The 14105-nt window shown below is 66.8% G+C and carries 9 protein-coding genes; 6 read left to right on the top strand and 3 right to left on the bottom strand.

What is annotated here, in order from left to right:
* Window positions 1-17: 17 nt before the first annotated feature.
* Complete coding sequence (locus tag CT3_RS19100) at window positions 18-1952, bottom strand: AMP-dependent synthetase/ligase (protein ID WP_066541170.1); 1935 nt, start codon at window positions 1950-1952, stop codon at window positions 18-20.
* A 343-nt stretch (window positions 1953-2295) separates the two neighbouring features.
* Here CT3_RS19100 and CT3_RS19095 point away from each other — a divergent pair, with 343 nt between their 5' ends.
* From CT3_RS19095 to CT3_RS19075, 5 genes are all read left to right on the top strand, one after another.
* Window positions 2296-3090 (top strand): Crp/Fnr family transcriptional regulator, encoded by a 795-nt coding sequence (locus CT3_RS19095; RefSeq protein ID WP_172591762.1) that lies wholly within the window; start codon window positions 2296-2298, stop codon window positions 3088-3090.
* Window positions 3091-3097: 7 nt separating this feature from the next.
* A complete protein-coding gene (locus tag CT3_RS21505) occupies window positions 3098-5155 on the top strand; it encodes a pseudouridine synthase (RefSeq protein WP_083520614.1) in 2058 nt (685 codons plus the stop codon).
* A 261-nt stretch (window positions 5156-5416) separates the two neighbouring features.
* Window positions 5417-5926, top strand: a complete 510-nt coding sequence (locus CT3_RS19085) for a sigma-70 family RNA polymerase sigma factor (RefSeq protein WP_066541166.1) — start codon at window positions 5417-5419, stop codon at window positions 5924-5926.
* 47 nt (window positions 5927-5973) lie between these two features.
* The gene (locus CT3_RS19080) at window positions 5974-7014 is read left to right on the top strand and encodes a FecR domain-containing protein (protein WP_305954863.1); all 1041 of its coding nucleotides are present in this window, start codon (window positions 5974-5976) and stop codon (window positions 7012-7014) included.
* Between the two features lie 225 nt (window positions 7015-7239).
* Window positions 7240-9696 (top strand): TonB-dependent siderophore receptor, encoded by a 2457-nt coding sequence (locus CT3_RS19075; RefSeq protein WP_227657836.1) that lies wholly within the window; start codon window positions 7240-7242, stop codon window positions 9694-9696.
* Window positions 9697-9839: 143 nt separating this feature from the next.
* On the opposite strand, the gene aqpZ is transcribed toward CT3_RS19075, so the two are convergent.
* Entirely contained in the window at window positions 9840-10544 is a 705-nt protein-coding gene (gene aqpZ / locus CT3_RS19070; RefSeq protein ID WP_066541559.1) for an aquaporin Z, read from the bottom strand.
* Window positions 10545-10850: 306 nt separating this feature from the next.
* Here aqpZ and htpG point away from each other — a divergent pair, with 306 nt between their 5' ends.
* Window positions 10851-12794 (top strand): molecular chaperone HtpG, encoded by a 1944-nt coding sequence (htpG, locus tag CT3_RS19065; protein WP_066541162.1) that lies wholly within the window; start codon window positions 10851-10853, stop codon window positions 12792-12794.
* 97 nt (window positions 12795-12891) lie between these two features.
* Here htpG and CT3_RS19060 read toward each other — a convergent pair whose 3' ends face one another.
* On the bottom strand, window positions 12892-14037 hold the full coding sequence (locus CT3_RS19060; protein ID WP_083520642.1) for an MFS transporter: 1146 nt from the start codon (window positions 14035-14037) through the stop codon (window positions 12892-12894).
* Window positions 14038-14105: the final 68 nt, after the last annotated feature.

Raw genomic sequence — 14105 nt, 5'->3', positions numbered from 1 at the left:
GCTTGCCTCGTTGCGGGTCAGGCGGCGGCGCGTGCGGCCGGGTAGGTCTTGACATCCAGGATCTGGAGCGTGGCGCTGACGCTGCCGGTGCGTCCGTCCTCGAACTTGACCAGGGTCTCGATGAACTGCTCCTTCTTGCCGCCATACAGCGCATCCACCAGCACGCCGTATTTGTCGGCGATGAAGTTGCGGCGGACCTTGCGGGTGCGGGTCAGCTCGTCATCGTCCGGGTCCAGCTCCTTGTGCAGCACCAGGAAGCGCGCGATCTGGGTGTCGGCCATGCCGGGTTCGGTGGCCAGGTCGGCATTGACCTGGCCCAGGCATTCGGCCACCAGCTCCAGCACCTTGGGCTTGGAGGCCAGGTCCACATAGCCGCCGTAGGGGATGTTCTGGCGCTCGGCCCAGTTGCCCACGGCTTCGTAGTCGATGTTGATGAAGGCACAGACTTCGTCGCGGGCATTGCCGAAGCACACGGCTTCCTTGATGTGCGAGAAGAACTTGAGCTTGTTCTCGATGTAGTTGGGCGCAAACATGGCACCGCTGTTCATCTTGCCCACATCCTTGGCGCGGTCGATGATGCGCAGGTGGCCGTCGGCATCCAGCACGCCGGCGTCGCCGGTGTGGAAGTAGCCGTTGTCATCGATCACCTCGGCGGTGGCGTCGGGGCGCTTGTAGTACTCCTTGAGCACCGACACGCCCTTGACCAGCACCTCGCCGTTGTCGGCGATCTTCAGCTCGATGCCGGGAGCGGCCTGGCCCACGGTGTTCAGCTTGACATGGCCGTTCTTCTGGATGCAGACATAGGCGCAGGTTTCGGTCTGGCCATACAGTTGCTTGAGGTTGATGCCGATGGAGCGGAAGAAGCGGAACAGGTCCGGGCCGATGGCTGCGCCGGCCGTGTAGGCCACGCGGATGCGCGACAGGCCCATCACATTGCGCAGCGGCCCGTAGATCAGCAGATCGCCCAGCTTGTACTTGATGCGGTCCAGTGCGCTCACGGGCTTGCCGTCCAGGATGTCGGCGCCCACGCGCTTGGCCAGCTGCATGCATTTTTCATACAGCCACTGCTTGCCCTTGGCCGCATCTTCCATGCGGATGGAGACCGAGGTCAGCATGCCCTCAAACACCCGGGGCGGGGCGAAGTAATAGGTGGGGCCCACCTCGCGCAGGTCGATGGTGACCGTGCTGCCGGATTCCGGGCAGTTGATGGTGAAGCCCGCCACCATCCACTGCGCCAGCGAGAACAGGTGGTCGCCCACCCAGGCCGGAGGCAGGTAGGACATCACATTGTCCGCAGGGTTCAGGCCGTCGACCTCCACCGCGCCGCGGGCCGAGCCGATGAAGCTGCTGTGCGTCTGGCACACGCCTTTGGGTTTGCCGGTTGTGCCCGAGGTGTAGAGGATCACCGAGACGTCGGAGGCCTTCACCTGCTGCACCATGCTGTCCCAGACCCCGGGATGGGCCTGGTCCCAGGCGCGGCCCCGTTCCATCAGCTGGGCGGTGCTGATGAGGCCGGGCTGGTCGTACTTGCGCAGACCGCGGGGGTCGTCATAGATGATGTGGCGGATGCCGGGCACGGTCTCGCGCACTTCCAGCAGCTTGTCCACCTGTTCCTGGTTTTCGGCAAAGGCGAAGGCCACCTCTGCATCCTGCATGACGAAGGACATTTCCTGGGCCACGGCGTCCTGGTAGAGCGGAATGGGGACGCCGCCTATGCTTTGCACCGCCACAAAGCCCATGTACAGGTGGGGCCGGTTGTCGCTGATGAACGCCAGGTTCTGGCCCTTGGCCAGGCCCAGGTCGGCCAGACCGCAGGCCAGGGCGCGCACATCGCGAGCGACTTCGCCCCAGGTCCAGGTTTGCCAGATGCCGTACTCTTTCTCACGCAGGGCGGGCGCGTCGGGGCGCTCGGCGGCGTGCTTCAGGAGCAGATGCGGGAATGTGTTGCTCATTCCGGGTCCTCACAGGATGCTGGTTTCAGGCCGTTCCACCGGGCGCAAGCCCCATGGAGTGGTGGTGTTGCAGCGATGGTAGGAAGCGGTTTGACGCCGGGTTGTCTTTGCGATGACTTTCCGGGGGAAACTCCTTATCGGGAAAACACGCGCCGTCTGTCGGACGATCGCTGAAGTGCAGGCATATCGCCTTGCGGCACGTCACGGACGCTGGGCCAGGGGCGTAAATTTGTCGCCCGGGAGGCCGCTTTTACACATTTGTCTGCCATGGCGCAAAGCCTGCTTACAAGCCTGGGGAAAACCCAATATTTTTGTAACCCCAGATCGGGAGATGCTTGCAGCCATGAGTTCGCCACCGTCCCTCCACCAACGCCGCCGCTCCCCTTTGCCCCATGAACTGGACGAGATCCCCTGGCTGCGCCTGCTCCAGTCGCCCGAGCGCGAGCGGGCCATTGCCGATCTGCAGGTGGGCGAGGCCGAGGCCGGCGAGCTGATCTGTGCCGTCGGTCGCCCGGTCACCTACTGGTTCGGCCTGGTCGAAGGCCTGCTGAAGATGAGTGCCGACAACGCACAGGGCATGACCATGACCTTCACCGGCGTGCCCCCCGGTGGCTGGTTCGGCGAAGGCACGGCCCTCAAGCGCGAACCCTACCGTTACAACATCCAGGCCCTGCGCAAAAGCGTGGTGGCGGGCCTGCCCGTGGACACCTTCCATTGGCTGCTGGACCACTCCATTGGCTTCAACCGCTTTGTGATGAACCAGCTCAACGAGCGGCTGGGCCAGTTCATCGCGGCGCGGGAGATCGACCGCCTGAACAACCCCGAGGTGCGGGTGGCTCGCAGTCTGGCCGCGCTGTTCAACCCCGTGCTGTACCCGGGCGTGGGGGTGGTGCTGCGCATCACCCAGCAGGAGCTGGCCTATCTGGTGGGTCTGTCGCGCCAGCGCGTCAACGAGGCCCTGGCGGCGCTGGAGGCCGAAGGCGTGATCCAGGTGGAGTACGGCGGGCTGCGGGTGCTGGACCTGGCGGGCCTGCGCGGGCGGGTGTTCGAGCCCGGCGGCAGCGCGGCAAAGCCCCGTGCTGCCGAGGTGCACAAGAGCCAGTCGAACGGCGGGGAATCGGCAGTGGCGCGACAATAGCGCCCCCATGTCCTCGACACCACCCAAATCCAACGATGCGGATAATTCCGCATCCCGGGCCACGCTGCGCGTGAAAGCCCCTGCCGCCGCGCCTGCCGCGGCGCCCGCTGCCCGCAAGCCCGGCCCCCGTGCCGGCGGCAAAGACTCCGGCGCGCCCCGTGGCGGTGCCGGCCGCCGTGACGACCGTCCCCGCCGGGATGACAGCCGCGGCGACCGCGAGGGCTATGCGCCCCGCGCAGACCGTGGCGACCGTTTTGAACGCAACGACCGTCCCAGCCGTCCCTACGCCCCGCGTGACGGCCAAGGCGGCGGCCGCGACAGCCGTGGCGAAGGCGGCTTTGGCCGCCCGGACCGTCCCTACCAGCCGCGCGGCGAGCGCAGCGAAGGCTTCCGTGGCGACCGCGAGGGCTACGCACCCCGCGCTGACCGGGGAGATCGCGGCGGTGAGCGTGGCGACCGTTTCGAACGTTCAGACCGACCCAGCCGTCCCTACGCCCCGCGTGACGGGCAGGGTGGTGGCCGCGACAGCCGTGGTGAAGGCGGTTTTGGCCGCCCGGACCGTCCCTACCAGCCGCGCGGCGAGCGCAGCGAAGGCTTCCGTGGCGACCGTGAGGGCCATGCGCCCCGCGCCGACCGTGGCGATCGTTTCGAGCACAACGACCGTCCCAACCGCCCTTATGCCCTGCGTGACGGGCAAGGTGGTGGCCGCGACAGCCGTGGCGAAGGCGGCTTTGGCCGCCCGGACCGCCCCTACCAGCCGCGTGGCGAGCGCAGCGAAGGTTTCCGTGGCGACCGCGAGGGCCATGCCCCCCGCGGTGATCGTGGTGGTGAGCGTTTCGAGCGTTCGGACCGCCCCAGCCGCCCCTACGCCCCGCGCGACGGGCAAGGCGGTGGCCGTGACAGCCGTGGCGAAGGCGGCTTTGGCCGTCCGGACCGTCCCTACCAGCCCCGCGGCGAAGGCCCGCGTGGTGAGCGTGGCGGCGAGCGTTTCGAGCGTTCGGACCGCCCCAGCCGTCCCTACGCCCCGCGCGACGGGCAGGGCGGTGGCCGTGAAGGCTTTGCCCCCCGCGGCGATCGCCCGGAGCGCGGTGACCGCGAGCGCCGCCCCCAGCGTGACGACCGCGCTGCCCGCCCCGACCATCGCACCCGCGACGATTTCCGTGCCGAACGCCGTGCCGGCCCCCAGCCGGGCGAAGAGCGTTCCTACGGTGGCATCCGCACCTACCGCGCACCCGAAGCGCTGGGTGGCAAGGCCGCTCCGGTGAAGATCATCCGTCCCGAGCCCGTCGCGCCGCGCGAAGATGCGCGTCCCGGCGACGCCCGCATCAACAAGCGCATGGCCGAGATGGGCATGTGCTCGCGCCGCGAGGCCGATGAGTGGGTGGAAAACGGCTGGGTCAAGGTCAACGGCGTGGTGGCCGTGATGGGCCAGTTGGTGGTGCCCAGCGATCGCATCGAGATCGACCGTGCCGCCCAGGACCGCCAGGAGCAGCAGGTCACCATCCTGCTGCACAAGCCCATGGGCTATGTCAGCGGCCAGGCCGAAGACGGCCATGAGCCTGCCGTGGTGCTGATCAATCCCCAGACACGCTGGAACCACGACACCAGCAAGACCCACTTCAATTTCAGCCAGCTCAAGGGCCTGGCGCCTTGCGGCCGTCTGGACATCGATTCCGTGGGCCTGCTGGTGCTGACCCAGGATGGCCGCGTGGCCCGCCAGATCATTGGCGAGGACTCGACCATGGACAAGGAGTACCTGGTGCGCGTGACCTATGGCGACCGGGAAGTGGACATCCAGTCTGTCTTCCCGCTCGACCAGCTGGCGCGTCTGCGCCACGGACTGGAACTGGACGGCGAGCCGCTGCAGCCTGCGCAAGTGGACTGGCAGAACCCCGAACAGCTGCGTTTTGTGCTGACCGAAGGCAAGAAGCGACAGATTCGCCGCATGTGCGAACAGGTGGGCCTGCATGTGGTGGGCCTGAAGCGCATCCGCATCGGCAAGGTGGTGCTGGGCAATCTGCCGGTGGGCCAGTGGCGCTACTTGGGTGCCAACGAGCAGTTCTGACCCATAAAAAATGAGCGCCCTGGGCGCTTGCAGAGCCGGTTGGGGAAGTCCCCGGCCCGATATCCAAAAGGAGCGCCTTGTGCGCTCCTTTTTCATGGCCGTGTCTGCTGCGCACCGGGCTTGACCGGTGCGCAGGGGCCGACGGCAGGGATGCCCTGTGTGCCGGTGTGGGGTGTGGCTGGCAGGGGAAGGTCGTCGTGTATAGAATGCGAATTATTCTCAAATACAACATGTCCACCGCCTGGCTGCGGTCTCTCGTCCGTGACTGCTTCTCCCTCTCCCCCTGCCGATCCGGTCCGCACCCTGTACGTTGAACACCACAGCTGGTTGCAGACATGGCTGCGCGGCAAGCTGGGAAATACCTTTGAAGCGGCGGACATTGCGCACGACACCTTTGTCAATGTCATCAGCTCGGGCATGGCCGCACGCATCGAACAGCCGCGGCCTTTCCTGGCCACGGTGGCCAAACGTCTGGTCATCGGTCATTACCGCCGCCGTGTGCTGGAGCGCGCCTACCTGGATGCGCTGGCCTTGCTGCCCGAAGACCTGGCGCCTTCCCCGGAGGAACGCGTGATCGCCATCGAATCCCTGCAGGCGGTGGACCAGGTGCTGGACGCCCTGGCCCCCAAGGCCCGCGAGGCCTTTCTGCTGGCGCACCTGGAGGGGCTGAGCTACGCCGCCATCGCCGAACGGCTGGGGGTGTCGATGACTTCGGTCAAGCGCTATCTGATGCAGGCGCACCGCCAGTGCTTTCTGCTGGCGCTGGCCTGACCGGCTGCACACACCCGCTTGCCATGCGATCCCGCACACCAGCTCCTTTGAGCACCTCCGCGCCTGGTACCGAGGCACTGCCGCGTGCAGGCGGCGTGGCCATCGATGCCGCCGTGGCCGAAGCGGCTGCGGACTGGTTCACGCGCTGGCATGCCGGCGGGTTCACCACTGCCGAACAGGCACGCTGGCGCCGGTGGCACGATGCGCATGCTGACCATGCTCGGGCCTGGCAGCACCTGCAGTCCATTACCGGTGCGCTGCCGGGCTTGAATGCCGGCGGGCTGGGCTACCGGGTGCTGCACGGCGCGCCTGCGTCGGCCGCCCGCCGTCGCCTGCTGGGCGTGGCTGCCGGTGTGGGGGCGGCGGTCGGCGCCGGCTGGATGGCGGCGCGCACGCCGCAGTGGCAGCAGATCGCGGCCGACTACCGCAGCGGCCCGGGCGAGCGCCGGCAGTTCCAGCTGCCCGATGGCACGGTCCTGTTGCTGGGCACCCGCAGCGCCGTGGCCCTGCATTTCACGGCCACCGAGCGCCGTGTGCGGCTGCTGCAGGGCCAAGCCCTGTTCACCACCGGGCATCCGCAAGGGGCGCTGGGCGCTCTGCCGTTTGTGGTCGAGACCGCTGAAGGCCATGTCCGGGCGCTGGGCACCCGCTTTACCGTGCACCAGCACGACGGCTTGACCCAGGTGGCGGTGCTGGAGGGGGCGGTGGAAGTCCATGCTGCCGATGCGCCCCCGGGCACGCTCCCGCTGCGGCTGGATGCCGGTCAGGCCACGTCTTTCGAACGCATGCGGGCCTTGCCCCCTTCGGCAGCCGGGGAACGCGAGGTCGCCTGGAGCCGGGGACAGTTGTGGGTGGACAACCAGCGGCTGGACGATTTTCTGGCCGAGCTGGGGCGTTACCGCAGCGGCTGGCTGCGCGTTGACCCCGCAGTGGCGGGGCTGCGCTTTTCAGGGGTGTTCCCTGTGGGCGCGGTCGATGGGCAGGCCGATGCCGACGCCATTTTGTCCATGCTGCCCAATTCGCTGCCGGTGCAGGTGCGCTGGCGTACGCGCTGGTGGGTCGTGGTGGAGGCCGCGACCGGGCGGTGATGCGGCCTGCGGAGGGCGCGTCACTGTTCCCGGTGCATCCCGGGGGCGGACTTTCGCCGCTGTCGCCGCCATCACCAACCCCTGTGGACTTTTTTTGAAAAAAATGCGGCACAGGGTGACCCGATTGCGCGTTCCAGGCGTCCTGGTTTCTGAGAGCTTTCATTGATTGCCATCGGATTCCACAGACTGTTTCACGCCATGCACCCTCATTCCTTCCCGCGCCCCGTGCGCCATTCTCTCGCGCCGACCGTGATCGCCCGTGCCGTGCACTGGGCCTTGTGCGCAGGCTTCGTTGCCGCGCTGCCGCTGGCCGCCACGGCCGTCCATGCCCAGGTGGCGGACCAGCGCAGCTACGACATTCCTGCCGGCCCGCTCGATACGGCCTTGCGCAGTGCCGCTGCCCAGGCGGGTGTGGCGCTCACCTTCACCCCTGAGCAGACCGCAGGCCGTAACAGCCCCGGCCTGCGTGGCCGCTACACGGTGGACGGCGCCCTGGGTGCCCTGCTGGCAGGCACCGACTGGCAGGCGGTGCGCCAGAGCAACGGGGGCTGGGCCTTGCGCCGGGTGGAACAAGCCCGTCCGGCCGCCGGTGCCGAGGCACTGGCCCCGGTGACCGTCACCGCGGCTGCGCTGAACGGCCCGGTGGCCGAACAGGCCTATACCCCTACCGGGGCGGTATCCACCGCCACGCGCATGGGCCTGACGCTGCGCGAGACGCCGCAGTCGGTGAGCGTGGTGACACGCCAGCTGATGGACGACATGGCGTTGACCGCCATGCCTGATGTGCTGGAGAAAACGCCGGGCATCACCGTGGGCCGCAACGACAGCGAGCGCTACACCTTCTACTCGCGCGGCTTCACCATCGAGAACTTCCAGTTCGACGGTGTGCCCAACACCATGGACTCGGCCAACCAGTACACCACCTCGCTGGCCGACAGCGCCATCTATGAGCGGGTGGAGATCGTCAAAGGTGCCACCGGCCTGCTGACCGGGGCGGGCAACCCCTCGGCCGTGGTCAACCTGGTGCGCAAAAAGCCCACCAAGAATTTCGCCGCGTCGGTGGAGGTGGGAGCCGGTTCGTGGAACCGCTACCGTTCAACCGCCGATGTGTCAGGCTCGCTCAACGCGGCCGGGACGGTGCGCGGACGTGTCGTGGTGGCTGGCCAGAATGCCGAGTCCAACGTGGACTACTACAGCCGGGATACGCGCAACTTCTATGCCATCGTCGAGGCGGATCTCACGCCCAACACCCTGCTGAGCCTGGGTTTTGACTACATGCAGTCCAAGGCCGATGGCTCCACCTTCGGTCACTTGCCGCTGTTCTACAGCGATGGCTCGCGCACCGATTTCAGCCGCTCGCGCAACCCGGCGGCACGCTGGTCCTACTGGGACAACACCAGCCGCAACCTGTTTGCCAGCCTGAAGCATGACTTCGGTGGCGGCTGGGTGCTGGATGCCTCGGCCAGCCACCTCACGCAGTCGCGCGATGTGGTCTATGGCGCGGCCTACAACGGCACCGTGAACCCGGTTACGGGCGCGGGCGTGCGCATGATCGCAGGCACCATTCCCACGCAGACCGATGCCAACACCTTCAATGCCGCGCTGAGCGGCAAGTTCCAGCTGCTGGGCCGCACGCACGATGTGATGCTGGGCGCGGGCACTTCGCGCCAGCACCGGGACGCCCAGCTGTCGAACACGGTCTGGACCACCATCCCCAACTACTTTGCCTGGGATGGCAATATTGCCCAGCCCGCGTTCACCCGCACCTCGGACCGCGAGATCGTGGTGGTGGAAAAAGGCCTGTCGGCGGCCACCCGGCTGCGGCCCACGGACGATCTGTCGGTCATTCTGGGCGCCCGCGCCAGCTGGTACGACATGCTGGACACCACCACCGTCCTGGCCACCGGCAATCGCACCGTGGGCAACGACCTGCGTGTGAACCGCAAGATCACGCCCTATGCCGGCCTGGTGTACGACCTGAACCCGACCTGGTCGGTCTATGGCAGCGTGACCAACATCTTCAACCCGCAGACCTACTACAAGGATGCGGGCGGCAATCCGCTGTCGCCGCTGACGGGGCTGAGCAAAGAGGTGGGTGTGAAGGGCGAGCTGCTGGACGGCAGGCTCAACACCAGCCTGGCACTGTTCCACATAAAGCAAAAGAATGCGGCGCAGTACGAGGGCTTGAACGGCAGCACCGGCGAGGAGATCTACACCGCCATCGACGGCATCACCAGCCGGGGCCTGGAGGCCGAGCTGTCCGGCAGCATCGTGCCGGGCTGGAATGTGTTCGGGGGCTATACCTACCGCACTTCCAAGGCGCCGACACAGCCGGATGTGGTGACGCCGGCGGTGAACACCAACCAGCCGCGCCACCTGCTGAAGCTGGGCACCACCTACCGCCTGCGCGGCGACTGGTCGCGCTGGACCGTGGGCGGCAATGTCACCTGGCAGAGCGAAACCTATTACCAGCAGCCCGCCGCACCGTACTGGCGTGCCATCCAGCCTTCGTATGCGGTGGTGGGCCTGATGGCGCGCTATGAGCTGGACAAGCACTGGTCGATGTCGGTCAACGTCAACAACCTGTTCGACAAGACCTATATGCCGGGCCTGGGATCCTATGGCACGGGGGTGTATGGCGATCCCCGCAATGTGCTGGTGACGGCACGCTATAACTTCTGAGTGCACCAGCACTGCGGCCGGCTGCAGCGCGTCGGGTGCCTCGGCCAAGCCGGCGGGAGCTGGCGGCCGGCCCTCCCATCAAAAAAGGAGCGCGGTGCGCTCCTTTTTTTCTCGCAGCGGCCAGGCCGCGCGGAGGTGGACGTTCAATCGTCCTTGCCGTTGCTCAGCAGGGCCTTGTAGATGACCGCGCCGACGATGGCACCCCCGATGGGGGCCACCCAGAACAGCCACAGCTGGCTGACGGCGATGTCGGGGCCGAACACGGCCACGCCGGTGGAGCGGGCGGGGTTGACCGAGGTGTTGGTCACGGGGATGGAGATCAGGTGGATCAGCGTCAGGCACAGGCCGATGGCCAGGCCGGCAAAGCCGGCGGCAGCGCGTTTGGCGGTAGCGCCCAGGATGACGATCAGGAAGATGGCGGTCATCACCACCTCGGTCACGATGGCGGCGGTGAGGTTGTAGCCGCCGGGGGAATGTTCGCCATAGCCGTTGGTGGCAAAGCCGCCAATGGCCGCACCGGCCTTGCCGGTGGCAATCACATACAGAATGCCGCCGCCCACGATGGCGCCCAGCACCTGCGAAATCACATAGCCCGGCAGTTCACCCCAGGAGAAGCGCCCGCCCACGGCCAGACCCACGGAGACGGCCGGGTTGAAGTGCCCGCCCGAAATGGGGCCCAGCGCATAGGCCCCGGTGACCACCGTCAGACCGAAGGCCAGCGCCACGCCGGCCAGGCCGATGCCCACCTCCGGAAATGCGGCGGCCAGTACGGCACTGCCGCAGCCACCCAGCGTGAGCCACAGGGTGCCGATGAACTCGGCCGACCATTTCTTCAGATTGCTGTGCATGCGCATCCTCCATTTGCAGTTGCCACAAAAATGCCGGTCCATGCAGATGGTTGCCGGTACTGGCGCGGATCATAGGAAGTGGCCGCTCTTCGTGGGAGGGGCCAACTGTCAAGAAACGTCCCCATCGTGGAAGCCCAGGCTAGCGCATGTTGGTGTCAGCGTGTAGCGGGCAGCGTCTTGAAACTGTGGCGGCAGACCCTAAATGTGGTTGCGTCGTGGTCTATCGACACCAGGGCGTGGCGGTCATGCCACACTTGAGGGTTTGGTGGACCCCCACCCCGATTTCGCATTCACCAGCAGAATCCTATGAGCAAGCAAACCCATTCCTTCCAGGCTGAAGTGGCCCAGCTGCTGCACCTGGTCACGCATTCGCTGTATTCCAACCCCGAGATCTTCGTGCGCGAGCTGGTCTCCAACGCCTCGGATGCCTGCGACAAGCTGCGCTTCGAAGCGCTGAACGACAGCAGCCTGTACGGCGACCAGCCCAACCTGGAAGTGCGCATCGCCTTCGACGACAAGGCCAAGACGCTGACCATCACCGATACCGGCATCGGCATGAGCGCACAGGAAGCCATCGAGCACCTGGGCACCATCGCCAAGAGCGGTACCAAGGCCTTCATGGACAAGCTCTCGGGCGACCAGAAGACCGATTCTCAGCTGATCGGTCAGTTCGGCGTGGGCTTTTACTCCGGCTTCATCGTGGCCGACAAGATCAGCGTGGAATCGCGCCGTGCCGGCCTGCCCGCCAGCGAAGGCGTGCGCTGGACCAGCACCGGTACCGGCGACTTCGAGGTGGAGCAGATCACCCGCGAGCAGCGCGGCACCAGCGTGATCCTGCACCTGCGCGAAGACGCACGGGAATTCCTGAACGGCTGGAAGCTCAAGCAACTGATCACCAAGTACTCCGACCACATCAGCCTGCCCATCCTGATGGAAAAGGAAGAGTGGAAGGACGGCGAGAACGACCAACCCGGCGCCATGGTCAAGACCGGCGAATGGGAAGCCGTGAACAAGGCCAGCGCGCTGTGGACCCGTCCCAAGAAGGACATCACGGACGAGCAGTACGTCGAGTTCTACAAGGCCATCAGCCACGACTACGAAGCCCCGCTGACCTGGAGCCACAACCGCGTCGAAGGCAATACCGAGTACACGCAGCTGCTGTACATCCCGGCCAAGGCCCCGTTCGACCTGTACCAGCGCGACAAGCACGCCGGCATCAAGCTGTATGTGAAGCGGGTCTTCATCATGGACGACGCCGAAGCGCTGATGCCCCAGTACCTGCGCTTTGTGAAGGGCGTGATCGATTCGGCCGACCTACCCCTGAACGTGAGCCGCGAGCTGCTGCAGGAAAGCCGCGACGTGAAGCTGATCCGCGACGGCTCGGTCAAGCGCGTGCTGTCCATGCTGGAAGACCTGGCCCGCCACGACAAGCACGAAGCCGCGGCCGATGCCGAGGTAACCGATGTGGTCAGCGACGAAGACAAGGCCAAGGAAGGCAAGTACAGCCAGTTCTATGCCGAGTTCGGCGCCGTGCTGAAGGAAGGCCTGGGTGAGGACCATGCCAACAAGGACCGCATTGCCAAGCTGCTGCGCTTTGCCTCCACCACGCACGACGGTCTGTCCACTTCGCTGGCCGACTACAAGGCGCGCATGAAGGAAGGCCAGGAGGCCATCTACTACATCACCGCCGACACCCTGGCCGCCGCCAAGAACAGCCCGCAGCTGGAAGTCTTCAAGAAGAAGGGCATCGAAGTGCTCCTGATGACCGACCGCGTGGACGAATGGGCACTGAACTACGTGCAGGACTTTGACGGCACGCCGCTGCAGTCCGTGGCCAAGGGCGCCGTGGACCTGGGCAAGCTGCAGAACGAAGAAGAGAAGAAGGCGGCAGAGGAAGCCGCTGAAGCCTTCAAGCCGCTGCTGGCCAAGCTGAAGGAAGCGCTCAAGGACAAGGCTGAAGACGTGCGCGCCACCAGCCGTCTGGTGGACTCGCCCGCCTGCCTGGTGGTGCAGGACGGCGGCATGAGCCTGCAGATGGCCCGTTTGTTCAAGCAGGCCGGTCAGGCCATGCCGGAGAGCAAGCCGGTGCTGGAAGTGAACCCCGAACACCCGCTGATCAAGAAGCTGGACGGATCGGTGCATTTCCACGATCTGGCGCAGATCGTGTTTGACCAGGCCGTGCTGGCCGACGGCGGCATGCCGGAAGACCCGGCCGCCTATGTGAAGCGTGTGAACGCGCTGCTGGTCTGAGCCAGCGCTGAGCCTGCGGGCAGGCCGTCCGGTCTGCCCCGTGGATCCCCGACCCCGGCCCCTTGGGTGCCGGGGTTTTATTTTTTGGCGGGCTGTCCTAGCCCACCCGCGCCAGCCGCCGGTCCCACAGCACCACGGCCAGGGTGAGCAGACCCAGCGTGGCGCCGGCCAGGCTGGCGCCGCCCCAGCCGGCCTGCAGCCAGGCCCAGGCGCCCACGGCCGAGCCGCTGGCCGCCCCCACGAAGTAGGTGGTCATGTAGACCGCATTGATGCGCGAGCGTGCCTGCGGCTCCAGGGCATAGACCACGTTCTGGTTGCTGATGTGCAGCGCCTGCAGCGCGCCATCCACCACCAGAAAACCCAGCAGAAAGGCCCACAGGCTGTGACCGCCCTGCCACAGCAGCGCCCAGCCCAGCAGCATCAGCAGGCCGCCAGTCAGGGTGGTGGCCTGCTCCCGGCCCCGGTCGGCCATGCGGCCGGCCACATTCGCCATCAGGGCGCCGGCAATGCCGACGATGCCGATCAGGCCGATCTGTGTGTCGTTCAGCCCATAGGCCGGGCCGGCCAGCAGCAGGGCCATGGTGGAAAACAGCACGCTCACCGTGGCAAAGCCCAGTCCACCAATCAGCGCCCGGCTGCGCAGGCGCGGGTGCTGGCGCCAGAGTTGGCCCAGTGAGCGCAGCACGGCGCCATAGCCCAGCCGCACCACCACCGGGGCCCTGGGCAGGGCGCGGGCCAGCAGCACGGCCATGGCCAGCGTGGCCACAGCGCCTACGCCGTACACCGCGTTCCAGCCGCCCAGGCCCGACAGCACACCGGCCACACTGCGCGCGGCCAGAATGCCGATCAGCAGGCCGCTCATGACCAGCCCCACGGCGCGGCCGCTGGTGCCCGGCGCGGCCAAGCTGGCCGCCATGGGCACCAGCACCTGGGCGGCCACGGAGAACAACCCTGTCATCCCCGTGCCCAGGGCCAGCAGCGCAAAGCTGTGGCTGGGGCCGCTGAGCCCGGACAGCGCCATGCCGGTGGCGGCCAGCACCATCAGGCTGAGCACCAGGCGCCGGCGCTCCAGCATGTCGCCCAGGGGAACGAGCAGCAGCAGGCCGAAGGCATACGACACCTGGGCCAGCGTGACGATGCTGGCGGCCTGGCCGTCATGCACGCCCAGCTCCTGGGCGATGGAGTGCAGCAGCGGCTGGTTGAAGTAATTGGCCCCCGCACACAGGCCGCAGGTGGCGGCCATCAGCACCAGGGTGCGGGTGGACAGGGGCGTGGGGGTCGTGGCGGCAGACACGGGGGCGGCGCTCACAA

This window comes from Comamonas terrigena NBRC 13299 (assembly GCF_006740045.1).
Classification (GTDB): Bacteria; Pseudomonadota; Gammaproteobacteria; order Burkholderiales; family Burkholderiaceae_C; genus Comamonas; species Comamonas terrigena.
Note: the sequence above shows the minus strand (reverse complement) of the source record. Positions and strands in the feature narration are given on the sequence as shown.

Excerpts from the sequence above, each read along its gene's own strand:
- htpG (WP_066541162.1), top strand. The coding sequence starts at position 10,851 with ATGAGCAAGCAAACCCATTCCTTCCAGGCTGAAGTGGCCCAGCTGCTG.
- aqpZ (WP_066541559.1), bottom strand. The coding sequence starts at position 10,544 with ATGCACAGCAATCTGAAGAAATGGTCGGCCGAGTTCATCGGCACCCTG.
- CT3_RS19100 (WP_066541170.1), bottom strand. The coding sequence starts at position 1,952 with ATGAGCAACACATTCCCGCATCTGCTCCTGAAGCACGCCGCCGAGCGC.
- CT3_RS19060 (WP_083520642.1), bottom strand. The coding sequence starts at position 14,037 with ATGGCCGCCACCTGCGGCCTGTGTGCGGGGGCCAATTACTTCAACCAG.
- CT3_RS21505 (WP_083520614.1), top strand. The coding sequence starts at position 3,098 with ATGTCCTCGACACCACCCAAATCCAACGATGCGGATAATTCCGCATCC.
- CT3_RS19095 (WP_172591762.1), top strand. The coding sequence starts at position 2,296 with ATGAGTTCGCCACCGTCCCTCCACCAACGCCGCCGCTCCCCTTTGCCC.